The sequence below is a fragment of the Mesorhizobium sp. LNHC252B00 genome, assembly GCF_000502955.1.
Taxonomy (GTDB): Bacteria; Pseudomonadota; Alphaproteobacteria; order Rhizobiales; family Rhizobiaceae; genus Mesorhizobium.
In genome coordinates this window covers 136025-157124 of the sequence record NZ_AYWO01000008.1, presented here as the reverse complement: position 1 = coordinate 157124, position 21100 = coordinate 136025, and the positions used below count along the sequence as shown (strand labels likewise).

22 protein-coding genes and 1 tRNA gene are annotated in these 21100 nt (G+C 59.3%); 19 read left to right on the top strand and 4 right to left on the bottom strand.

What is annotated here, in order from left to right:
- Nucleotides 1–3: 3 nt before the first annotated feature.
- Nucleotides 4–423 carry a DUF4864 domain-containing protein gene (locus tag X744_RS156625; protein WP_023759311.1) on the bottom strand — a complete coding sequence of 140 codons (420 nt, stop codon included), beginning with the start codon at nt 421–423 and terminating at the stop codon, nt 4–6.
- Nucleotides 424–687: 264 nt separating this feature from the next.
- Between X744_RS156625 and X744_RS156630 the strand changes: the two genes are divergently transcribed.
- From X744_RS156630 to X744_RS156655, 6 genes are all read left to right on the top strand, one after another.
- Nucleotides 688–924, top strand: a complete 237-nt coding sequence (locus X744_RS156630) for an Lrp/AsnC family transcriptional regulator (RefSeq protein WP_010909609.1) — start codon at nt 688–690, stop codon at nt 922–924.
- A gap of 170 nt (nt 925–1094) precedes the next feature.
- A complete protein-coding gene (locus X744_RS156635) occupies nt 1095–2507 on the top strand; it encodes a circularly permuted type 2 ATP-grasp protein (RefSeq protein WP_023759310.1) in 1413 nt (470 codons plus the stop codon).
- A 54-nt stretch (nt 2508–2561) separates the two neighbouring features.
- Complete coding sequence (locus X744_RS156640; RefSeq protein ID WP_084025415.1) at nt 2562–2921, top strand: four helix bundle protein; 360 nt, start codon at nt 2562–2564, stop codon at nt 2919–2921.
- A gap of 63 nt (nt 2922–2984) precedes the next feature.
- Nucleotides 2985–3926, top strand: a complete 942-nt coding sequence (locus tag X744_RS156645; protein ID WP_023759308.1) for an alpha-E domain-containing protein — start codon at nt 2985–2987, stop codon at nt 3924–3926.
- Nucleotides 3927–3978: 52 nt separating this feature from the next.
- Nucleotides 3979–4773 (top strand): transglutaminase family protein, encoded by a 795-nt coding sequence (locus X744_RS156650; protein ID WP_023759307.1) that lies wholly within the window; start codon nt 3979–3981, stop codon nt 4771–4773.
- A gap of 133 nt (nt 4774–4906) precedes the next feature.
- A complete protein-coding gene (locus X744_RS156655) occupies nt 4907–5638 on the top strand; it encodes a peptidase (RefSeq protein WP_023759306.1) in 732 nt (243 codons plus the stop codon).
- Between the two features lie 66 nt (nt 5639–5704).
- Here X744_RS156655 and X744_RS1000000174470 read toward each other — a convergent pair whose 3' ends face one another.
- Nucleotides 5705–6178: a hypothetical protein gene (locus tag X744_RS1000000174470; RefSeq protein ID WP_198032225.1), complete on the bottom strand. Its 474-nt coding sequence runs from the start codon at nt 6176–6178 to the stop codon at nt 5705–5707.
- A 31-nt stretch (nt 6179–6209) separates the two neighbouring features.
- Between X744_RS1000000174470 and X744_RS1000000175990 the strand changes: the two genes are divergently transcribed.
- The 12 genes from X744_RS1000000175990 (at nt 6210) to X744_RS156710 (ending at nt 19571) form a co-directional block, all read left to right on the top strand.
- Nucleotides 6210–6335 (top strand): hypothetical protein, encoded by a 126-nt coding sequence (locus tag X744_RS1000000175990; protein WP_280948951.1) that lies wholly within the window; start codon nt 6210–6212, stop codon nt 6333–6335.
- Between the two features lie 1021 nt (nt 6336–7356).
- Entirely contained in the window at nt 7357–8769 is a 1413-nt protein-coding gene (locus X744_RS156660; protein WP_023759303.1) for an aspartate aminotransferase family protein, read from the top strand.
- Between the two features lie 128 nt (nt 8770–8897).
- Nucleotides 8898–9665, top strand: a complete 768-nt coding sequence (locus tag X744_RS156665) for a DeoR/GlpR family DNA-binding transcription regulator (protein WP_023759302.1) — start codon at nt 8898–8900, stop codon at nt 9663–9665.
- Nucleotides 9666–9791: 126 nt separating this feature from the next.
- A complete protein-coding gene (gene glpD / locus X744_RS156670) occupies nt 9792–11318 on the top strand; it encodes a glycerol-3-phosphate dehydrogenase (protein WP_023759301.1) in 1527 nt (508 codons plus the stop codon).
- Nucleotides 11319–11359: 41 nt separating this feature from the next.
- A complete protein-coding gene (locus X744_RS156675) occupies nt 11360–12439 on the top strand; it encodes an ABC transporter ATP-binding protein (protein ID WP_023759300.1) in 1080 nt (359 codons plus the stop codon).
- 9 nt (nt 12440–12448) lie between these two features.
- The gene (locus X744_RS156680; RefSeq protein ID WP_023759299.1) at nt 12449–13516 is read left to right on the top strand and encodes an ABC transporter ATP-binding protein; all 1068 of its coding nucleotides are present in this window, start codon (nt 12449–12451) and stop codon (nt 13514–13516) included.
- Complete coding sequence (locus X744_RS156685) at nt 13517–14383, top strand: sugar ABC transporter permease (protein ID WP_023759298.1); 867 nt, start codon at nt 13517–13519, stop codon at nt 14381–14383.
- Nucleotide 14384: 1 nt separating this feature from the next.
- Complete coding sequence (locus X744_RS156690; protein WP_023759297.1) at nt 14385–15308, top strand: carbohydrate ABC transporter permease; 924 nt, start codon at nt 14385–14387, stop codon at nt 15306–15308.
- 67 nt (nt 15309–15375) lie between these two features.
- The gene (locus tag X744_RS156695; protein WP_023759296.1) at nt 15376–15663 is read left to right on the top strand and encodes a DUF2160 domain-containing protein; all 288 of its coding nucleotides are present in this window, start codon (nt 15376–15378) and stop codon (nt 15661–15663) included.
- Nucleotides 15664–15744: 81 nt separating this feature from the next.
- A complete protein-coding gene (locus X744_RS156700) occupies nt 15745–17472 on the top strand; it encodes an ABC transporter substrate-binding protein (RefSeq protein WP_023759295.1) in 1728 nt (575 codons plus the stop codon).
- A gap of 94 nt (nt 17473–17566) precedes the next feature.
- On the top strand, nt 17567–19060 hold the full coding sequence (gene glpK / locus X744_RS156705) for a glycerol kinase GlpK (RefSeq protein WP_023759294.1): 1494 nt from the start codon (nt 17567–17569) through the stop codon (nt 19058–19060).
- 34 nt (nt 19061–19094) lie between these two features.
- Nucleotides 19095–19571, top strand: coding sequence for a DUF6882 domain-containing protein (locus X744_RS156710; RefSeq protein WP_023759293.1), 477 nt, complete (start codon nt 19095–19097; stop codon nt 19569–19571).
- A 70-nt stretch (nt 19572–19641) separates the two neighbouring features.
- Here the strand turns inward: X744_RS156710 and X744_RS156715 are convergent, their stop codons facing one another.
- A complete protein-coding gene (locus X744_RS156715) occupies nt 19642–20109 on the bottom strand; it encodes a BA14K family protein (protein WP_023759292.1) in 468 nt (155 codons plus the stop codon).
- A 249-nt stretch (nt 20110–20358) separates the two neighbouring features.
- On the opposite strand from X744_RS156715, the gene X744_RS156720 reads away from it, so the two are divergent.
- A tRNA-Lys gene (locus X744_RS156720) sits at nt 20359–20434 on the top strand.
- 120 nt (nt 20435–20554) lie between these two features.
- On the opposite strand, the gene X744_RS156725 is transcribed toward X744_RS156720, so the two are convergent.
- Nucleotides 20555–21025, bottom strand: a complete 471-nt coding sequence (locus tag X744_RS156725; RefSeq protein WP_023759291.1) for a nucleoside deaminase — start codon at nt 21023–21025, stop codon at nt 20555–20557.
- Between the last annotated feature and the right edge of the window lie 75 nt (nt 21026–21100).

Sequence of the window (21100 nt, the reverse complement as noted above, 5' to 3'; positions counted from 1 at the left end):
GCCTCAGGTGCTGAGTGAATTCGAGGCGCGCAGGCTGCAGCCGGTGATCTGGAAGGTGCCGTCGGGCTGCTGCTGCAAGGTGTAGACAGCCTCGTAGTCCTTGCCGTCGGGTCCGACGATAAGCACCTGCTGGACGATCGAACCCGGAGCCGTCTCCTCGACCTTGCCGAAAGAGTAGGTTTGCGGCTTGCGCACCGGCGGATAGCCGTTGGTCACCATGTTCATGAAGGCGTCGACGGTCGGAAAAATCCGTTTCACGTTCGGTGCGGCGAAACTGTAGGCGGTGGCGCCGTCATTGGCGATGAGAGCCTTCAACTGGCCGTCGATGACGGACTGCGCTGCCTTGATCTCAGCGTCGCCGGCAAACGCCGACGACACCAAGATGAATGGAATGACTGCGAATGCGAAAAAGGCGCGGCGCATGGCCTGTCTCCATTGGCTCGCGAAATATCTTCCCTCAAAACGTGCTGTCCGAAGACGCATCATAACATACGCTTGGCGGTGCATCCCGGTTTCAGCGATTGGTGAATATTCATCTCGCCCGGTTAGACGCGGCATGTCGGTGGCGGAGCTGCGGGAACCGCAGCCCGAGCCCAGGCCGGCTGGATACGGATTCCAGCGCTTGAAAGCCCGCCTCCAGTCTGCCAGAAGGGCCGCTTGGACTTGGATGTTTAGCGGGACGAAGCCATGAAGGCATTTTTCGTGCAGATCAAATGCGAACTGGGCAAATCCTATGAGGTTGCCAGCGCGCTTGCCGATGCCGAGATCGCTTCGGAAATCTACTCCACCGCCGGCAACTACGATCTGCTCGCCAAATTCTATGTCGACGACGAGGAAGACGTCGGTCATTTCGTCAACGAGAAGGTGCAGATTCTCCCCGGCATCAAAGACACATTCACCGTCGTCACGTTCCGCGCTTTCTAGCTGGAAAACCACTTGCCCGGACACGAGGCAAAGCCTGATTACTGTTGTATTTCAGCTGCCTCAATTTTAGGCAGCCGCAACATACTGATCGTGCGTATCTCCCAAATCACCGATTGCGCTTGATTTTCTCCGGCGACGCCAGTGAAATGGTGTCACAGGGGAGTATGCGATTGGCAGCGTTCGATGAAATGCTTCCGGAAGTTTCCGGATTGAGAAGACCGTATTCGGCTTATGATCGCTGGCTGAAGGAGCAGGATCCGGCCAGGCTTACCGAGAAGATGCAGGACGCCGAACGCGTCTTCCGCAAGACCGGCATCACCTTCGCCGTCTATGGCGAGCAGGAAGCCTCCGAACGGCTGATCCCTTTCGACATCGTTCCCCGCATCATTTCGGGCAATGAGTGGCGGCGTCTCACGCAAGGCATCGAGCAGCGCGTGCAGGCGCTGAACGCGTTCCTCGACGACATCTACCATCGCCAGGAAATCCTGCGCGCCGGGCGCGTCCCAAGGGAACTGATCGCCAGGAACGAAGCATTCCTGCCGGAAATGATCGGGGTCAGGCCGCCGGCCGGCGTCTACACTCACATTATCGGCGTCGACATCGTCCGCATCTCAGAGGACGAATTCTATGTGCTGGAGGACAATGCGCGCACGCCGTCGGGCGTCTCCTACATGCTGGAGAACCGCGAGACGATGATGCAGCTGTTCCCCGAGCTGTTCCAGAAAATCAAGGTGCGGCCTGTGGAGAACTACCCGCAGCTTCTGCGCCAGTCGCTGGCGGCAGTGCGGCCGCAGAGCACCAAGGGCGCGCCGACAATTGCGGTGTTGACGCCCGGCAGCTTCAACTCCGCCTATTTCGAACACGCCTTCCTGGCCGACCAGATGGGCGTGCAACTGGTCGAAGGCCAGGATCTGCGGGTCGTCGACGGCCATGTCGCGATGCGCACGACCGAAGGCTACAAGCAGATCGACGTGCTGTACCGCCGCGTCGACGATTCGTTCCTCGACCCGCTGACCTTCCGCCCTGACTCTACACTTGGCATACCTGGCATCATGGATGTCTATCGTGCCGGCAACATCACCATCGCCAATGCGCCGGGCACCGGTATCGCCGACGACAAGGCGATCTATTCCTACATGCCCGAGATCATCGAATTCTATACCGGCCGCAAGGCGATCCTCGGCAACATTCCGACCTGGCGCTGCTCGGAACCCGACAGCCTGAAATATGTGCTCGAACACATCGATGAGCTGGTGATCAAGGAAGTCCATGGGTCCGGCGGCTACGGCATGCTGGTTGGGCCGGCGGCGACCAAGAAAGAATGCGAGACGTTTGCCAAGAAGCTGGCGGCCAAACCCTCCAATTACATCGCCCAACCGACATTGGCGCTGTCGACATGCCCGATCCTGACGGAAAAAGGGCTGGCTCCACGCCACGTCGATCTCAGGCCCTACGTGCTGGTCTCCGACCGCATCCAGATCGTCCCCGGCGGGCTAACCCGCGTCGCGCTGAAGGAAGGCTCGCTGGTCGTCAACTCCTCGCAAGGCGGCGGGACGAAGGATACGTGGGTGCTGGATGATTAGAGCGAATAGCGAATAGTGAATAGCGAATAGGGGAAGGAGGGCAGCAAGACGGCGATCAATTCTTACAGGGACTTAATTGTCTGGAAGGCAGCCGTCGAGTTGGCTGTAGATTGTTATTCCGTAACGAAAGCCTTCCCAACCGGCGAAATCTACGGGATGACCTCTCAGATGCGGCGGTCGTCCGTATCAATTGCCGAGAACATCGCCGAAGGACATGGGCGAGAAAATACAGGATCATTCATTCAGTTTCTGCGCATGGCGCAGGGATCTCTCAAAGAGTTGGAAACACACCTGATCTTGTCTGAAAAAGTAGGGTTAATGGTTGAGGCGGAGGTGGTGCGTTTGCTTAGCAAAGCCGATGAGATCGGGAAAATGCTGCGTTCCATGATCAGGAGTTTGCAACAAAAGTCATGAAGCCGATATTCCGCTATTCGCTACTCGCTATTCGCTATTCGCTCAAAATCGGGGCACGTTGACATGCTTCTCGGCCGCACCGCCAACGGGCTTTACTGGATGAACCGCTACATAGAGCGGGCGGAGAATATGGCGCGGCTGGTCGATGCCGGCCTGCGCATGGCGCTGACCCGCACCCAGAGCGCGTCGGAAGAGTGGAATTCGGTGCTGCTCAGCGCCGGTTCCGACATCACCTTCAGCCAGAAATATTCTGACTATACCGCCGCCAATGTCGCCGACTTTCTTTTGCGCGACACGTCGAATCCCTCGAGCACAATGTCTTCGATCGAAACGGCCCGCAACAATGCCCGCATGGTGCGCACCGCGCTGACGCGCGAGACCTGGGAAAGCATCAACGAAGCCTGGATGGCGCTGAAGCGGATGCTGGCAAGGCCGATCGACGAGCGCGACCTACCCAGCGTGCTCGACGCCATCAAGCGCGAGACGGCGCTGATCCGCGGCTCGTTCTATGGCACCATGCTGCGCAACGAGATCTTCGATTTCTCGCAGCTCGGCACCTATGTCGAGCGCGCCGACAACACGGCGCGCATCCTCGACGTGAAATACTACGTGCTCTTGCCGTCGATCTCCTGGGTCGGCTCGACGCTCGACAACTACCAGTGGGAATCGATCCTGCGTTCGGTGTCGGCGCATCGCTCCTATCGCTGGGTCTATGATGCCGACTACAAACCGACCAACATTGCCGACTATCTGATCCTCAATGTCCGCATGCCGCGTTCTCTGACCTTCTGCTATCGCTTCCTGTCCGAACATCTGAAGTTCCTCGGCGACGACTATGGCGAGCGCCATGCCTGCCACGCGACGGCGGACAAGACGCAGGCCATGCTTAGAGCAGGATCGATCAAGGACATATTCGACGCGGGCCTGCATGAATTCCTGGCCAATTTCATTCGCGACAACACCAGGCTTGGCGACGAGATCGCGCAGGACTACCGGTTCAATTGAGCATGACTCCGAAAAGTGGGACAAGATCATGCTCACAGGCGGGACATAGCGCATGCGGCTGAAGATCACCCACCGGACCGAATACCGCTACGATGCACCGGTGCACTATCTGTTGCAGCGCTTGCGGCTGCTTCCGGTCAGCGGATCGACGCAGACCGTTCTGTCCTGGGCTCTGACCATCGAAGGCGCGCGCGAAGAGGTTCGCTTTGTGGACCATTTCGGCAATGACACAAGGCTGCTGAGCGTCGAGGGTGAGCGCGACTTCATCACGGTGGAAGCATCAGGCGAAGTGGTGACGCGCGACACGGCAGGCGTCTCCGGACCACACCAAGGCTTCACGCCGCTCTGGCTGTACAGCCATGAAACGCCATTGACGGCGATCGGCAGCGGTGTTCGCGAACTCGCCGCATCGATCGGCAAGGGCACTGACATCGAAAGGCTGCACCGGCTGATGGCAGTCATCGGCGAGCGCGTCGCCTACACGTCCGGCACTACCAATGCGACGACGCCCGCGGAGGAAGCCTTGGCGCTCAAAACCGGTGTCTGCCAGGATCACACCCATATCTTTGCCGCCGCGGCGCGCGCCATGGGCTTTCCAGCCCGCTATGTCAGCGGCTATCTGATGCTGGATGCGACGGTCGAGCAGGCCGCAAGCCATGCCTGGGCCGAAGCGCATGTTTCGGGCCTCGGCTGGGTTGCCTTCGATGCCGCCAATGGCATTTCGCCTGACGAGCGTTATGTAAAGGTGGCGACGGGACGCGATTACCGCGACGCTACGCCGGTGTCGGGAATTCGGCTGGGACAGGCGGAAGAACAGCTTGCCGTCACCGTCACGGTGGAGCAGTAATCCTTCGCAAGATTGCCGGTGGGGCGGTTCGTCGTTTCACGAAAACGATGAACCACTCCACTTGTTTTGTTTGGAGCAATTCCGGGCGGAAAACCGCCTTACACTTTTTCTGGAATTGCTCTAGGGAGATTCCATGACTTATTGCGTTGGCCTGAAGATCGATCGCGGGCTCGTGTTCATGTCCGACACGCGCACCAATGCCGGCATGGATTCGATTTCCACCTTCCGAAAGATGCATGTCTGGGAGCAGCCGGGAGAGCGCGTCATCGTGCTGATGTCGGCGGGCAACCTGGCGACGACGCAGGCCGTGGTCAGCCTGCTTGACGAACGCACCAAGGCCGTTGCCGATCGTCACGCCACGCTGCTGGAGACGCCATCAATGTATCAGACGGTGCGGCTGGTCGGCGATACAGTCAAGGAGGTCATCGCCAATTCGTCGCCTGCGGGCGAAAAGGCAGATTCCTACTTTAATGCCTCCTTCATCCTCGGCGGCCAGATCAAGGGCAGCGAACCGCGCCTGTTCATGATCTACCCCGAAGGCAATTTCATTGAATCGACCGATGACACGCCGTTCTTCCAGATCGGCGAGACCAAATACGGCAAGCCCATCATCATCCGCGCCTATGAAAAGTCGATGAGCCTTGCCGAGACGGTGAAGCTGCTGCTGGTGTCGTTCGATTCGACGTTGAAGTCGAACCTGTCGGTCGGCTTGCCGCTCGACCTGCTCTTCCTTGAGAAGGACGCCTTCACGGTCGGGTTGAAGAAGCGGTTCGGTCAGGACGATCAGTACTATCGCACGATCTCGGACGGCTGGTCGAATGCGCTGAAGACGGCTTTTGCCAGCCTGCCGGAATTCCCTGGATAGCGAAGACGCGCCTCTGTTCCTTCCTGCCAGGTACACCTGCGTCGGGCGCGTCTTGCTCGAAGCGATTTAACGCACAGAAATAGGTATGAGTATCGTTTTTGAACCTTTGCGTCTAAACCAGGTTATTGCTTCCGAATCTGAATTAGAGCGCACGATATCGACTTCCAAATAGTAGTCTCCACCCTTCAAGGGCGCGTTCAACGTGATCTCGACGGTCTCGGACTTCCCGGGCTCAATTGGTGTGTCGAAGGGCGTTAAAGGATTGTCTGCTGATATCACATCTCCGTTTTGGTCGATGAGGCGATAACCAACCGACACCAGATAGTCTTTATCAGTTGAAGACCACGTCTTCGTGCTCTTGTTTGCTACCAAAACCGGGATGATAATTACGCCTCCGGCAGCACTCTGCGCCAGAGGGAGGCTTCCTTTGTACTCCAATTCAGCCAGGTATGCCGGGTATCCTTTAGGAGGCCCTACGCTCAGATCGAATGTAAAATATCCTCTACCGTCGAGGTAAGATAGACAAAATGATTGACGCAAGAAATATCCTTAAGGCCTGTTGGACTACACCATGCATGATTCCAATGGTGAAGATATTTCTATTCCTAATGAACAGAAAACTACACGCGGTGCCGAAAATCATGGTGGCGACCATCAGTATTATGTTTGGCGCGTGGATAAGGCAAAATACAAATGATGAGCAAAGAATCGCTGTCGGCTTGTTTCTAAATATTGCTAGCGTTCGTTGCAGAATAAAGCTCTGCAGAAGAAATTGCTGAGCCGTGCCAGACAGGATGGCTACAAAAATGTCTGATAATAAAGTCCTGCCAGTTATTTTCTGTTTTGATAGATATCCATCTATTGATAAATAGTTATTTGATATGGCCATGATGGCGATTGCGCATATACAGATAATGAGAACTAAATATATGCAGTCGCGTCCTGAGATCCAAATGTTTCTAGTAGTAAGACCCATTTCTCGCGGCGAAGTACGTCGTATGTAGATGCTTGCCAGAATAAAGCATACAATTGAAGCGATCAGAAATGATCGTATAAAGTTCTTTTCTAGCCAAATCTCGTAGAAGAATGCCGATACGCTGTCCGGAACCGCGATATTTAGACGATATATGCTCCAAAACCAGAGCGGCACTATCCATAGATAAGTGACGAGCAATCCAATTAAAAACAAAAGTTCAAATAAAGAGGCCCCTCTGGGATATCTCTTATAGATCCATCTCAACCACACCAAATTGAAAGCCCCCATTTACGACAATAGGTCGTAGTTATTTTTTGATCGATTTAAGTTCACGCGCCAGCGCAAGTCAATAACCTCCGGAGAGGCTGGATGTTCTGGTTGGAATCTGCCGGAGGCGAATGGGAAATGACCGTGGGGACAAGCGATCTGACTTAGAAAGTTGAGAATCTGATCTCCAGTTGGCCCAACTGTCGATCTGCCATTTCCTGGTTCTCGACGTAGAATAGGATCAGGTCTTCATTCCGGCCGTTGGTGGGGAACTGCACGACTGTGAAGCGATGCCGCCGCTGCTGGATCGATTTCGACCCTCAAGAAGATCAATGTCCGGGAGCCTGGCGAGCGCGTGCGTCGTCGTGCTGGCGATCTGGCGACGACGCAGTTTGTGATCAGGCCGCTGGACGAACACACCAAGGCAATTCTACCGTCGCGCCGCAGAGGAAATGTCCACTCCAAGGGGGATACGATGAACAGTGATGATTTTCGGCAGTGGTCGCGGCGCGCCGCCGACTGGGGCGCCGACTATCGCAACACGCTGCGCGAGCGGCCGGTGCGGCCACTCGTCGAGCCCGGCGACATCTTTAGAAGCATAGAGGCTTCGCCGCCGGAAGACGCCGAACCGATGGACCGGATCTTCGCCGACTTCGAAGAGAAGATTTTGCCTGGCATGACGCATTGGCAGCATCCGCGCTTCTTCGCATACTTCCCGGCCAATGCGGCGCCTGTTTCGGTGGTGGCGGAATATCTGGTTTCGGCGATGGCCGCGCAATGCATGCTTTGGCAGACGTCGCCAGCGGCAACCGAGCTCGAAACACGCACCGTCGACTGGATGCGCCAGGCGCTCGGCCTGCCGGAAGGGTTTTCCGGGGTGATCCAGGATTCAGCCTCGTCGGCGACGCTGGCCGCGGTGCTGACCATGCGTGAACGGGCGTTGGACTGGCAAGGCAACAAACAAGGGTTGGCCGGGCAGGCGCGGCTGCGCATCTATTCCTCCGACCAGGTGCACACCTCCATCGATCGGGCGATCTGGATTTCCGGCATCGGCGAGGACAATCTCGTGCGCATTCCTGTCGGCGACCGTTTTCTCGCCATGGACACGGCAGCGCTCGAGGCGGCAATCGTCGCCGACCGGGAAGCCGGCATGCTGCCGGCGGGGATCATCGCTTGTGTCGGCGGCACCAGCACCGGCGGCACCGACGACATTGCAGCGGTCGCCGAGGTGGCGCGGCGGCATGGCCTTTATCTCCACGTCGATGCCGCCTGGGCCGGATCTGCGATGATCTGTCCGGAGTATCGACATTTCTGGACGGGCGTTGAAGGTGCCGATTCGGTCGTTTTCAATCCGCACAAATGGCTCGGAGCCCAGTTCGACTGCTCGATCCAGTTCCTGCGCGACCCGGAAAGCCATGTCAGGACGCTGGCCATCAAACCGGATTATCTGAAGACGCATGGCCGCGACGGCATCATCAACTATTCCGAATGGTCGGTGCCGCTCGGCCGGCGCTTCCGCGCGCTGAAATTGTGGTTCCTGTTGCGTGCTCATGGGTTGGAAAGCCTGCGAACGATGATCCGCAACCACGTCGCGTGGAGCGAAGGGCTTGCCGCGCGGCTGGCAAGCGAGCCGGACTTCGAGATCGTCAGCGAACCGATGCTGTCGTTGTTCTCGTTCCGGCACAACGCGGTAACCGACGCAGATACGGACGCGCATAATCTACGGCTTGTGAATGCGATCAACGACGGTGGCCGCATCTACCTGACGCAGACGAAAGTCGATGGGCGGATAGCAATCCGTTTCCAGGTCGGCCAATTCGAAGCGACCGCCGCCGATGTCGATATGGCTTTCACCGTCATCACGGAAATCGCTCGGGGTACGGCCTGATCTGGTCCGGCCGGAATTGCGCTGGCGTTTGCCTTTCCAATCATATGCATTTCATTAGCCGGCTTATACCTTTTCATTGGTTTCGTTTTCGACTATAGACAAGAAAAACGAAAACGGGAGGTTGTCCTATGTATTTGTCGCCACGCCATGCCGAAATCATCCAGATGGCCAAGGATCATGGTCGGGTGCTGGTCGAGGATCTGGCCACACATTTCAATGTGACGCCGCAGACCATACGCAAGGATCTCAACGACCTGTGCGACCAGCGGCTGCTTTCGCGCATCCATGGCGGCGCGTTGTTCCCGTCCGGCATCGAGAACATGGAGTATGAGGCCAGGCGCAAGATCGCCGCCGACGAGAAGGAGGCGATCGGCCGGGCGGCAGCCAGGCTGATTCCCGACAACGCCTCGCTGTTCATCAACATCGGCACCACGACAGAGTCGGTCAGCAAGGCGCTGCTCGATCATACCGGCCTGATGGTGATCACCAATAACATCAATGTTGCCAACAGGATGCGGATATATCCGTCGATTGAGGTTGTGATTGCGGGTGGCGTCGTGCGTGGTTCCGATGGTGGCGTCGTCGGCGAAGCGGCGGTCGACTTCATCAGGCAGTTCAAGGTCGATTATGCGGTGATCGGCGCCTCGGCGATCGACCATGACGGCGCCTTGCTCGACTTCGATTTCCGCGAGGTCAAAGTAGCGCAGGCAATCATCGCCAATGCAAGGCATGTCATCCTGGTTTCCGACCAGACCAAATTCGAGCGAACCGCACCGGTGCGCATCGGCCACCTGTCGCAGGTCAACACCTTCATCACCGACCGTTGCGACATCCCGTCGGTGCGCAAAATCTGCCAGGAGGCCGAGGTTCAACTGATCGAGACTTCGCTCGCCTAGGCGATTTCGGCTTGGCATCACACGCTCGTGATATTTCGTTTGACATTCGTTATGATTTCGAAATAATCCCGACACGGTTTCGTAAAAGGCCAAAAATGGTGCAATGCGAAATCGTTGGAGGAATTTGTGGAAGCATCTCCGATCCGTGACATTTTCGTCATAGGCGGCGGCATCAATGGCTGCGGCATTGCCCGCGATGCTGTCGGGCGTGGCTTTTCCGTCTTCCTCGCCGAGATGAACGACCTCGCCAGCGGAACCTCCTCAGGCTCGACCAAATTGATCCATGGCGGCCTGCGCTACCTCGAATTCTACGAATTCCGCCTGGTGCGCGAGGCGCTGATGGAGCGCGAGGTTCTGTGGAAGAACGCGCCGCACATCATCTGGCCGATGCGCTTCGTGCTGCCCTATGCCAAGGGCCTGCGCCCGGCCTGGCTGATCAGGCTGGGTCTGTTTCTCTACGATCACATTGGCGGGCGCAAATTGCTGCCGGCGACCAGGACGCTTGACATGGCCAGGGATCCGGCCGGCAAGCCTTTGAAACCATTGTTCAAGAAGGCCTTCGAATATTCGGATGGCTGGGTCAATGATGCACGGCTGGTGGCGCTGAACGCGCGTGATGCCGCCGATCGTGGCGCAACGGTCCGCACCCGCACGAAAGTGGTCGGCGCGCGCCGCGAAGGCGGTTTGTGGACGGTTCAGATCGAGGACCTGCAGACCGGCAAGACCGAAGAGATCAAGGCGCGCCTGCTGGTCAACGCCGCTGGCCCCTGGGTCGATCATGTGCTGTCCGGCGTCGTTGGGCTCAACGATGTGCACAATGTCCGCCTCGTGCAAGGCAGCCATATCGTCATCGCCAAGAAATTCGACGATCCGCGGGCCTATTTCTTCCAGAACAGGGATGGTCGCATCATTTTCGCCATTCCTTACGAGGACGAGTTCACCCTGATCGGCACCACGGACCAGGATTACCCCGGCGACCCGCATGACGTGAAGATCAGCGACAAAGAGATCGACTACCTCTGCGCCGCGGCAAGCGAATATTTTGCGCAACCGGTCAAGCGCTCGGACATCGTCTGGACCTATTCGGCCGTGCGTCCGCTCTATGATGATGGCGCCTCCAAGGCCCAGGAAGCGACGCGCGACTATGTGCTCAAGGCAGATGGCGGCGAGGGCGCTGCCCCGATCATCAACGCCTTTGGCGGCAAGATCACCACCTATCGCCGGTTGTCGGAATCGATGCTGGAAAAGATCGAGGGTTTTCTCGGCAAGCGCGGCAAGCCATGGACGGCAAACGCGCCATTGCCGGGCGGCGATTTCCCGGCCACCGGTTTCGATGCCGAAGTGGCGAAGCTGAAAACCGCCTATCCGTTCCTCGACGCGCGCCTGGCCCGGCGACTGACCAGGCTCTACGGCACCCGCGCAAGGATGCTGTTGGGGTTGGCCAAATCGAATGCCGATCTGGGCCGCAACTTCGGCGCCGATCTTTTTGAGGCTGAGGTGCGCTATCTCGTTCAAAACGAATGGGCTGTCACCGCTGAAGATGTATTGTGGCGCCGGACCAAGCGCGGTCTGTATCTCAGCCGCGAGCAGGTAGCGGTGCTCGATGAATTCATGCACGGCATAAGCCGGCGACATGTCGCGGCTGCGGAATGAAGAGGGTTTGAGCTGATGCAGAAAGCCTGGGAGGAGGCGTCATGCTGGAACTAAGGAACGTCACCAAGACGGTTGGTGCGGTCGAGCATATCCGCGACGTGTCGCTGACGCTCCAGCATGGCTCGCTCAACGTACTGCTCGGGCCCACGCTTTCCGGCAAGACCAGCCTGATGCGGCTGATGGCCGGCCTCGATGTGCCGGCCTCCGGTTCGATCTGGTTCGACGGTCAAAATGTCACCGGCGTGCCGGTGCAGCAGCGCAAGATCGCCATGGTCTACCAGCAGTTCATCAACTATCCGGCGATGACCGTCTACGAGAACATCGCCTCGCCGCTCAGGGTGGCTGGCACCGAACAGGCGAAGATTGACAAGGAAGTGCGCAATGCCGCCGCACTTCTCAAGCTGACACCTTATCTCGACCGCACGCCGCTCAGCCTGTCCGGGGGCCAGCAGCAGCGCACCGCACTGGCGCGTGCCATCGTCAAGAATGCCAGCCTGGTGCTGCTTGACGAGCCGCTTGCCAATCTCGACTACAAATTGCGCGAAGAGCTGCGCGCCGAACTGCCGAGGATCTTTGCCGCCACCGGCGCCATCTTCGTCTATGCCACGACCGAGCCGCACGAAGCGCTGCTGCTCGGCGGCAATACGGCGACACTTTCCGAAGGACGTATCACCCAGTTCGGCCCGACAATCGACGTGTTCCGCAAGCCGGTCGACCTGGTGACGGCCAGGACTTTCGCCGACCCGCCGCTCAACACCATCGTGCTGGCCAAGAAGGGTCCGGACTTTTTGCTCGAAGGCGGCGTCAAGCTGCCGGTGCCCGCCGAACTCGTCGGCATTGCCGATGCGAACTATACGGTTGGCTTCCAGCCGCACCATCTTTCACTCGATCGGCCCAATGCGTTGGCCGTGCCGGTGCGTGCGAAGGTCACCATCACCGAGATCACCGGGTCGGAGAGCTTCATTCATCTCGACTTCGCCGATGCGCGCTGGGTCATGCTGAGCCACGGTATCCTCGATTTCGAGATTGACGCCGCGATCGACGTGTTCATCGACCCGCGCCACATCATGGTCTTCGACAGGCAAGGCAGCGCCGTAAGCGCGCCAAAGCTGGCGGCATAGGAGAGCGATATGGCGCGCATCGACGTCAATCACATCCGCCACTCCTACCTACCGAACCCGCGCACGGATGCCGATTTTGCGCTCAAGGAAGTGCATCACATCTTCGAGGATGGTGGCGCCTATGCGCTGCTCGGGCCTTCGGGCTGCGGCAAAACCTCGCTGCTCAACATCATTTCGGGCCTGCTTCATCCCTCGCATGGCCGGTTGCTGTTCGACGGCAAGGACGTGACCAACTTGTCGACGCAAGAGCGCAACATCGCGCAGGTGTTCCAGTTCCCGGTCATCTACGACACGATGACCGTCTACGATAATCTGGCCTTCCCGCTGCGCAATCGCGGCGTGCCGGAAGCCGATGTCGACCGCAAGGTGCGCGAGACGCTGGAGATGATCGATCTTGCGTCCTGGGCGAAGAAGAAGGCGAGGGGGCTGACAGCCGACCAGAAGCAGAAGATATCGCTCGGCCGCGGACTGGTGCGCTCGGATGTCAACGCCATCCTGTTCGATGAGCCGCTGACCGTCATCGATCCGCACATGAAGTGGGTGCTGCGCTCGCAACTAAAGCAGTTGCATCGCCGCTTTGGCTACACCATGGTCTACGTGACGCACGACCAGACCGAGGCGCTGACCTTCGCCGACCAGGTCGTGGTCATGTACGATGGCGGCATCGTGCAGATCGGCACGCCGGCGGAACTGTTCGAGCGACCGCGCCATACGTTTGTCGGTTATTTCATCGGCTCGCCGGGCATGAACGTCATGCCGGTGGCGATCGAGGGCAAGACGGCGATGCTTGGGGCCCAGCGGATCGAACTGCCAGGCGCACCCAAGGCAGCCAGCGGCGCCATAGAGCTTGGCATTCGTCCCGAATATGTCCGGCTTGGCCGTGACGGCATGGCCGTACAGGTCAGCAAGATCGAGGATCTCGGCCGCCACAAGGTGGTGCGCGCGAAGCTTGAAGGCCGCGACATCGCTGCCGTGATCGGCGAGGACGAAACCGTACCCGCCGATCCGAGGGTGCGGTTCGACCCGGCCGGCATCAACATCTATGCGGATTCCTGGCGCGTCGAGATGGGGGCATAGATGGAAAAGACTTGGAACAACAAGGCCTGGTTCCTGGTGCTGCCAGTGCTGGTGCTGGTGGCATTCTCGGCGGTCATCCCGCTGATGACGGTCGTCAACTATTCGGTGCAGGACACTTTCGGCAACAACGTCTTCTTCTGGGCCGGCACCGAGTGGTTCGAGGAACTGCTCTCTTCCAGCCGCTTCTGGGAGGCGATGGTCCGCAACCTGATCTTCTCCTTTATCATCCTCGCCATCGAAGTGCCGCTCGGCATCTTCATAGCCCTCAACATGCCCAAGAAGGGGTGGGGCGTGCCGGTCTGCCTGGTGCTGATGGCACTGCCGCTGTTGATCCCGTGGAACGTCGTCGGCACCATCTGGCAGGTTTTCGGGCGCAACGACATCGGCCTGCTCGGCTATTACGTCAATGCGCTCGGCATCGACTACAACTACGTACAGGATTCGTTCGACGCCTGGGTCACCGTCATCATCATGGATGTCTGGCACTGGACCAGCCTCGTCGTACTGCTCTGCTATGCCGGCCTGGTCTCCATTCCGGATGCCTTCTATCAGGCGGCCAAGATCGACGGTGCCTCGCGCTGGGCGGTGTTCCGCTACATCCAGCTGCCGAAGATGAACCGTGTGCTGCTGATCGCCGTGCTGCTGCGCTTCATGGACAGCTTCATGATCTACACCGAACCTTTCGTGGTGACGGGCGGCGGCCCCGGCAATTCGACGACGTTCCTGTCGATCGACCTCGTCAAGACGGCGCTCGGCCAGTTCGACCTCGGGCCGGCCGCGGCCATGTCGCTGGTCTACTTCCTCATCGTCCTTCTGCTGTCATGGGTGTTTTACACCGTGATGACCAACTACGACGCGGAGCGCTGAGATGGGCGGCGCCAACGAAAGAACGACGAGGCAGGACAGAGTGAGCGAAACGACGGCTTCGGAAGGGCTCGCCAGTGCTATGTCGCAGGACCAGATCGCGCGGCTGATGCGCCGCCGCGGCGAGGAATCGCGCTGGTGGTGGATCGTGCCGACGGTCTACATCATCGTGCTTTTGCTGCCGATCTACTGGCTCATCAATATGAGCTTCAAGACCAATGCCGAGATCGTCTCCTCGCTGACGCTCTATCCGCATGCACCGACGATCGCCAATTACGTCACCATCTTCACCGATGCGTCCTGGTACTCGGGCTACGTCAACTCGATCACCTATGTGGTGATGAACATGGTGATCTCGGTGGCTGCGGCGCTGCCGGCGGCCTACGCCTTCTCGCGCTACCGCTTCCTCGGCGACAAGCACCTGTTTTTCTGGCTGCTGACCAATCGCATGGCGCCGCCGGCGGTGTTCGCGCTGCCGTTCTTCCAACTCTACTCGGCCTTCGGCTTGATCGACACGCACATTGCGGTGGCTTTGGCGCATTGCCTGTTCAACGTGCCATTGGCGGTGTGGATCCTCGAAGGCTTCATGTCAGGCGTGCCGAAGGAAATCGACGAGACGGCCTATATTGACGGCTATTCGTTTCCGCGCTTCTTCGTCAGGATATTCATGCCGCTGATCGCGAGCGGCATCGGCGTCGCCTGCTTCTTCTGCTTCATGTTCTCATGGGTGGAACTGCTGATCGCCCGCACGCTGACCACGACCGACGCCAAGCCGATCGCCGCCACCATGACGCGTACGGTTTCGGCCGCCGGCATGGACTGGGGCCTGCTCGCCGCCGCTGGTGTGCTGACGCTGATTCCCGGCGCGCTGGTCATCTGGTTCGTGCGCAACTACATCGCCAAGGGCTTCGCCCTGGGGAGGGTTTGATGAAACGAACGCAGAAGTTCGCGCGCAACACCATCGCCAAGGGCTTCGCCCCGGGAAGGGGTTGGTCATGAATTTCGACCTGACCTGGATGGCATGGACCTGGCCGACCGCGGCCTTCTTCGGAACCATCCTTTTGCTGCTGTGCAGCATGGCGGCGTGGGAATATGTGTCGCCGGGCGGCAGTCCGCGCGTCGGCGTCCTGCGCTTCGAGACGACGCGTGGCGACCGTCTCTTCCTGTCGCTGCTGGGCAGCGCCTTTATCCATCTCGCTTGGCTGGGTCTTGTCGGACCCAACCTGTGGTGGGCTCTCGCTCTCTCCGTGGTCTACGCCGTCGGCGTGTTCCGCTACGTATAGAGGGGGAAACTGTTGGAGCGACCGCGTGCCGGCGGCCGCTCCAGATCGCACTTGAAACCTTAAAACAGTGGAGGAAACACAATGCGACGGCAATTTCTAACATCAACGACTGCGCTTGTCCTATTGCTCGGGGTTGGCAACGCCTACGCCGGAATGGACGAGGCAAAGGCTTTCCTGGACAAGGAAATCGGACCGCTTTCGACGCTCGACCGCGCCGGCCAGGAAGCCGAAATGCAGTGGTTCATCGATGCCGCAAAGCCTTTCGCCGGCATGGACATCAAGGTCGTTTCGGAAACCATCGCCACGCACCAGTATGAATCGCAGGTCCTGGCGCCGGCCTTTACCGCCATCACCGGCATCAAGGTCACGCATGACGTCATCCAGGAAGGCGACGTCGTCGAGAAGATCCAGACCCAGATGCAGACCGGCCAGAATCTTTATGACGGCTGGGTCAACGATTCCGACCTGATCGGCACCCATTGGCGTTACCAGCAGGTGCGCAACCTGACCGACTGGATGGCGGGCGACGGCAAGGACGTTACCAATCCGAACCTCGACCTGAAGGACTTCATCGGCACCTCGTTCACGACGGCGCCCGACAAGAAGCTCTACCAGCTGCCCGACCAGCAGTTCGCCAACCTCTACTGGTTCCGTTACGACTGGTTCAACGACGAGAAGAACAAGGCCGACTTCAAGGCCAAGTACGGCTACGACCTCGGCGTTCCGGTCAACTGGTCGGCCTATGAGGACATCGCCGAGTTCTTCACCGGCCGTGAGATCGACGGCAAAAAGGTCTATGGCCACATGGACTACGGCAAGAAGGATCCGTCGCTCGGTTGGCGGTTCACCGACGCCTGGCTGTCGATGGCGGGCAACGGCGACAAAGGCCTCCCGAACGGCCTGCCCGTCGACGAATGGGGCATCAAGGTTGACGAGAATTCGCGACCGGTTGGCTCCTGCACGGCGCGCGGCGGCGACACCAATGGCCCGGCGGCCGTCTATTCGATCCAGAAGTACCTCGACTGGCTGAAGGCCTACGCTCCGGCCGAAGCCCAGGGCATGACCTTCTCCGAATCCGGACCAGTTCCGGCTCAGGGTGCGGTCGCGCAGCAGATATTCTGGTACACCGCCTTCACGGCTTCGATGGTTGATGCCGGCGCAAAGGCAGTGCTGAACGACGACGGCACGCCGAAGTGGCGTATGGCACCGTCGCCGCACGGCGTCTACTGGAAGGACGGTATGAAGCTCGGCTACCAGGACGTGGGTTCCTGGACGCTGATGAAGTCGACCCCAACCGACCGCGCCAAGGCCGCCTGGCTTTACGCGCAGTTCGTCACCTCGAAGACCGTCGACGTGAAGAAGAGCCATGTCGGCTTGACCTTCATCCGCGAGAGCACGATCCACGACAAGAGCTTCACCGAGCGCGCTCCGAAGCTCGGCGGCCTGATCGAGTTCTACCGCTCGCCGGCGCGCGTCCAGTGGTCGCCGACCGGCACCAACGTGCCTGACTATCCGAAGCTGGCACAGCTTTGGTGGCAGGCGATCGGCGATGCTTCGTCGGGCGCCAAGACGGCGCAGGAAGCGATGGACTCGCTCTGCGGCGAGCAGGAAAAGGTGATGAGCCGTATCGAGAAGTCGGGCGTCCAGGGCGATATCGGCCCGAAGATGGCCGAAGAGCATGACCTCGCCTACTGGAACGCCGACGCGGTCAAGAAAGGCAATCTCGCTCCTCAGCTCAAGATCGAGAACGAGAAGGAAAAGCCGATCACCATCAACTACGACGAACTGGTGAAGAGCTGGCAGAAGTAGCATTGTCTATGCGGGCGTTCGCGCGTCCGTGTGAAATTGGGGGAGGCGGCTCGTTGCCGTCTCCCCTCTTTGTATCGAGGCGGAGGGCGCTGGAATGAGCGGTTTTGTGCTGGCAATCGACCAGGGAACGACTTCGACACGGGCGATCCTGTTCGATGGCCAGATGAAGGTCGTCGGCAGCGGGCAGAAGGAATTCACGCAGCATTATCCGGCCTCCGGCTGGGTCGAGCATGATCCGGAGGAAATCTGGGCGAGTGTGGTGGCGACGGTGAAGGCGGCGCTGAAGAAGGCCGGCCGGAATGCTTCCGAAGTGGCTGCGCTTGGCATCACCAACCAGCGCGAAACCGTCGTCATCTGGGACAGGGCGACCGGCAAGCCGATCCACAACGCCATCGTCTGGCAGGACCGGCGCACCGCGCCGCTGTGCCAGAAACTCAAGAAGCAGGGGCTGGAGAAAAAGTTCACCCGCAAGACCGGCCTGCTGCTCGATCCCTATTTCTCCGGCACCAAGATCGCCTGGATGCTCGACAAGGTGAAGGGCGCCAGAAAGCGCGCCGAGCAGGGCGAATTGCTGGCCGGCACCATCGACAGTTTTCTGATCTGGCGGCTGACCGGCGGCAAGGTCCACGCCACCGATGCCACCAACGCCTCGCGCACGCTGGTCTACAACATCGCTGAGAATGCCTGGGACGACGAGCTGCTGGCCATTCTCAACATCCCGGCAAAAATGCTTCCCGAGGTAAAAGACTGTGCCGATGATTTTGGAATCACGGAAAAAAACCTCTTTGGCGCCGAGATAAAAATCCTCGGTGTCGCCGGCGACCAGCATGCCGCGACCATCGGCCAAGCCTGTTTCGAGCCGGGCATGATGAAATCCACCTATGGCACCGGCTGTTTTGCGCTGCTCAACACCGGCAGCGACCTGGTGCGCTCGAAAAACCGGCTTTTGACCACCATTGCCTACCGGCTGAACGGCAAGACGACCTATGCGCTGGAAGGCTCGATCTTCATTGCCGGTGCTGCGGTCCAATGGCTGCGCGATGGCATCAAGGTGATCGGCAAGGCCGAGCAGAGCGGCAGACTGGCGGCCGAGGCTGATGCGACGCAAAACGTCTATCTGGTGCCCGCCTTCGTCGGTCTCGGCGCACCGCATTGGGACGCCGGAGCACGTGGCGCCATTTTCGGGCTGACCCGCAATTCCGGTCCGGCAGAGTTCGCTCGCGCCGCGCTGGAAGCCGTGGCCTACCAGACACGCGATTTGCTCGACGCCATGCGCAAGGACTGGAAGGGCGCCTCAGCCAGGACAGTGCTCAGGGTCGATGGCGGCATGGTGGCGTCGGACTGGACCATGCAGCGGTTGGCCGACATCCTCGATGCGCCGGTCGACCGTCCGACCATTCTCGAGACGACCGCGCTGGGCGCCGCATGGCTGGCTGGCTCGAAGGCAGGTGTGTGGCCGGATGCCAAGAAGTTCGCGAAAAGCTGGGCACTGGAGCGACGATTCCAGCCGGACATGGATGGCTCCGTGCGCATAGCCAAGCTTGCTGGCTGGCGCGATGCTGTTCGCAGAACGCTGAGCGTGCAATAAGCACCCGTGAGGTGATGAGTGATGGGGCGAGGGGATGAAGCCAGACTGGTATCCTGCGTGGCGCGACGAGGCTATCGAACAGCTGAATGCCAAGAATGACCGGTTGCAAAAGGAATTCCGCCTCGGCAGTTGGTCGCGCTATGACTATGACATAGCGACCAGAAGGCTTTTGTTTGCCAAAGACGGGGATGTCAAAGTGACCGCAGAGGTCCAGATTGCCGGTTCCACGAGCGCTAAGTCACAGAGTTGGCTCTGGGCTTGGGCAAATTCAAATTGGCCCGACAATGTCATGATCGGTGCAAAGCGGGTTCGATCCTTCGGCGAGACGAACAGCATCGACGAACTGACCCAGACTTACGTTACGGATGTGGATGATGACTTGGAGGTGCTTGGGTGGGAACTGAGCGCAGTAGCGGTTCGAATTTGCGATGCCCTTGGAGCATATCGATCACCGAGCGCGGAAGGCGATGCGCGTTATTACATCATCAAGGGCATCAGTTGGGCGGGCTGACCGAAAAGAAAGGCCCGCGCCACTTCTGGCACGGGTCTTCAATGGAGCGCTATCACTTCCACTCACTCAATCAGTAGGGCGAACGGCACTCACGGCGCGGGCCGTAATTCGGCTGGAACGTGTTGTCCGAAGCGCGGTAGCTGCGATAGTGATCGTAGCACCACTGCACATGCGAATTGCCCTCATAGACGCGATTGCGTTCGTTGTTGATGATGGCGCCGGTGATCAGCGCGCCGGTAGCGAAGGCCGCGAGCGGGAACCAATAATCGCCGTGGCGGCGATAGCCGGGGCGATATTCGCGATAGCCGCGATGGCCGTTCCAATAGATCACGCGATTCCGGGAAAAATTGCGGTCACGCGAAAAGCTGCGATTGTAGCGGTTCTTGCGCCACTCCTGGTACTGGACTGTCTGCACATCCGGCACCGCGACCTGGGATTGCGGCACATAGCTCGGTTGGGCGTTGACGGGCAGCGCCTCCGCCGTAACGAATGTGGCCGAGAGCGTGGCGGCCAGCATACCCACTGTGATTCTGTTCATTGCTCTTCTCCTCAAGGGTTAGCGGACGTCCCCGTGCTGGGAAAACGAGTGGCCTATGCAATTGTTCCGGGGACAGGATGCCGCTGCGGGCAAAACGGCTGAGCTCCTTAGTTGCTCTCTCCGCTGATGCGGCGAGAGAGTGTCGCGACGTGGCGAAGCCATGTTTACGAACCCTCTTTTTCCGGTTGACCGGTCGAGGCACTCTCCCTATGTTCCGCGCAATTTCGAGGGCGGCTTTTGAGCCCGCGGGAGCGCGTAGCTCAGCCGGTAGAGCAACTGACTTTTAATCAGTAGGTCATGGGTTCGAATCCCATCGCGCTCACCAAATCGCAATAAATCCACCATAGCCTGCGGGGAGACTTTCCCACGCGCACGGCAGCAGCATTACGGCTCCGATCGATCCGATGGCTGTTGCCATCGACCGGTTGCCGACTGGCACGAAGCGTCAGCGCTTCCAGAAATCGCGGTGCGGCACGTGCAACTCGTCCTCGATTTCGGGGAAGGGGCCAATGACCTCGATCTTTTTCTGGCCGGAGCCGAACACGGTGCGCGAGGAGAGGCTCATCGTCGGGTTCTCAGGGTGATCCCCGGTCAGCGCAAGGATCTTGGTCTCATCGCACCCGTAGACCAACCGCCCGATATTCGCCCAATACATCGTGCCAGCGCACATCGCGCACGGCTCAAAGGTCGAGACTAGCGTGCATTGCCACAGGAACTCCGGCTCGTAGGCCGCCGCGGCGCGCCGGGCGATCTCGGTCTCGGCATGGCGCACCGTGTCGAGATTGCCCTGCCGCATCAGGATGTGGTCGTCCGGCCCGACCAGGACGGCGCCGAAGGGATGATGCCCATGCGCCGCCGCCTCGCGCGCGACTTCATCGGCGGCGCGGAGGTGGGCGAGCATCTGATCGCGGGTCATGGCAAAATCCTGACGCACCGGCATCCACTCGATGAGCGGCTCTATGAGCCGAGATTGCTGCCAAGGGACGCTCGT

Bases quoted from the DNA above. Each gene is read 5' to 3' on its own strand.
- X744_RS156625 (WP_023759311.1), bottom strand. From the start codon at position 423: ATGCGCCGCGCCTTTTTCGCATTCGCAGTCATTCCATTCATCTTGGTG.
- X744_RS156630 (WP_010909609.1), top strand. From the start codon at position 688: ATGAAGGCATTTTTCGTGCAGATCAAATGCGAACTGGGCAAATCCTAT.
- X744_RS156645 (WP_023759308.1), top strand. From the start codon at position 2,985: ATGCTTCTCGGCCGCACCGCCAACGGGCTTTACTGGATGAACCGCTAC.
- X744_RS156650 (WP_023759307.1), top strand. From the start codon at position 3,979: ATGCGGCTGAAGATCACCCACCGGACCGAATACCGCTACGATGCACCG.
- X744_RS156655 (WP_023759306.1), top strand. From the start codon at position 4,907: ATGACTTATTGCGTTGGCCTGAAGATCGATCGCGGGCTCGTGTTCATG.
- X744_RS1000000175990 (WP_280948951.1), top strand. From the start codon at position 6,210: ATGCATGATTCCAATGGTGAAGATATTTCTATTCCTAATGAACAGAAA.
- X744_RS156660 (WP_023759303.1), top strand. From the start codon at position 7,357: ATGAACAGTGATGATTTTCGGCAGTGGTCGCGGCGCGCCGCCGACTGG.
- X744_RS156665 (WP_023759302.1), top strand. From the start codon at position 8,898: ATGTATTTGTCGCCACGCCATGCCGAAATCATCCAGATGGCCAAGGAT.
- X744_RS156675 (WP_023759300.1), top strand. From the start codon at position 11,360: ATGCTGGAACTAAGGAACGTCACCAAGACGGTTGGTGCGGTCGAGCAT.
- X744_RS156680 (WP_023759299.1), top strand. From the start codon at position 12,449: ATGGCGCGCATCGACGTCAATCACATCCGCCACTCCTACCTACCGAAC.
- X744_RS156685 (WP_023759298.1), top strand. From the start codon at position 13,517: ATGGAAAAGACTTGGAACAACAAGGCCTGGTTCCTGGTGCTGCCAGTG.
- X744_RS156690 (WP_023759297.1), top strand. From the start codon at position 14,385: ATGGGCGGCGCCAACGAAAGAACGACGAGGCAGGACAGAGTGAGCGAA.
- X744_RS156695 (WP_023759296.1), top strand. From the start codon at position 15,376: ATGAATTTCGACCTGACCTGGATGGCATGGACCTGGCCGACCGCGGCC.
- X744_RS156700 (WP_023759295.1), top strand. From the start codon at position 15,745: ATGCGACGGCAATTTCTAACATCAACGACTGCGCTTGTCCTATTGCTC.
- glpK (WP_023759294.1), top strand. From the start codon at position 17,567: ATGAGCGGTTTTGTGCTGGCAATCGACCAGGGAACGACTTCGACACGG.
- X744_RS156710 (WP_023759293.1), top strand. From the start codon at position 19,095: ATGAAGCCAGACTGGTATCCTGCGTGGCGCGACGAGGCTATCGAACAG.
- X744_RS156715 (WP_023759292.1), bottom strand. From the start codon at position 20,109: ATGAACAGAATCACAGTGGGTATGCTGGCCGCCACGCTCTCGGCCACA.
- X744_RS156725 (WP_023759291.1), bottom strand. From the start codon at position 21,025: ATGACCCGCGATCAGATGCTCGCCCACCTCCGCGCCGCCGATGAAGTC.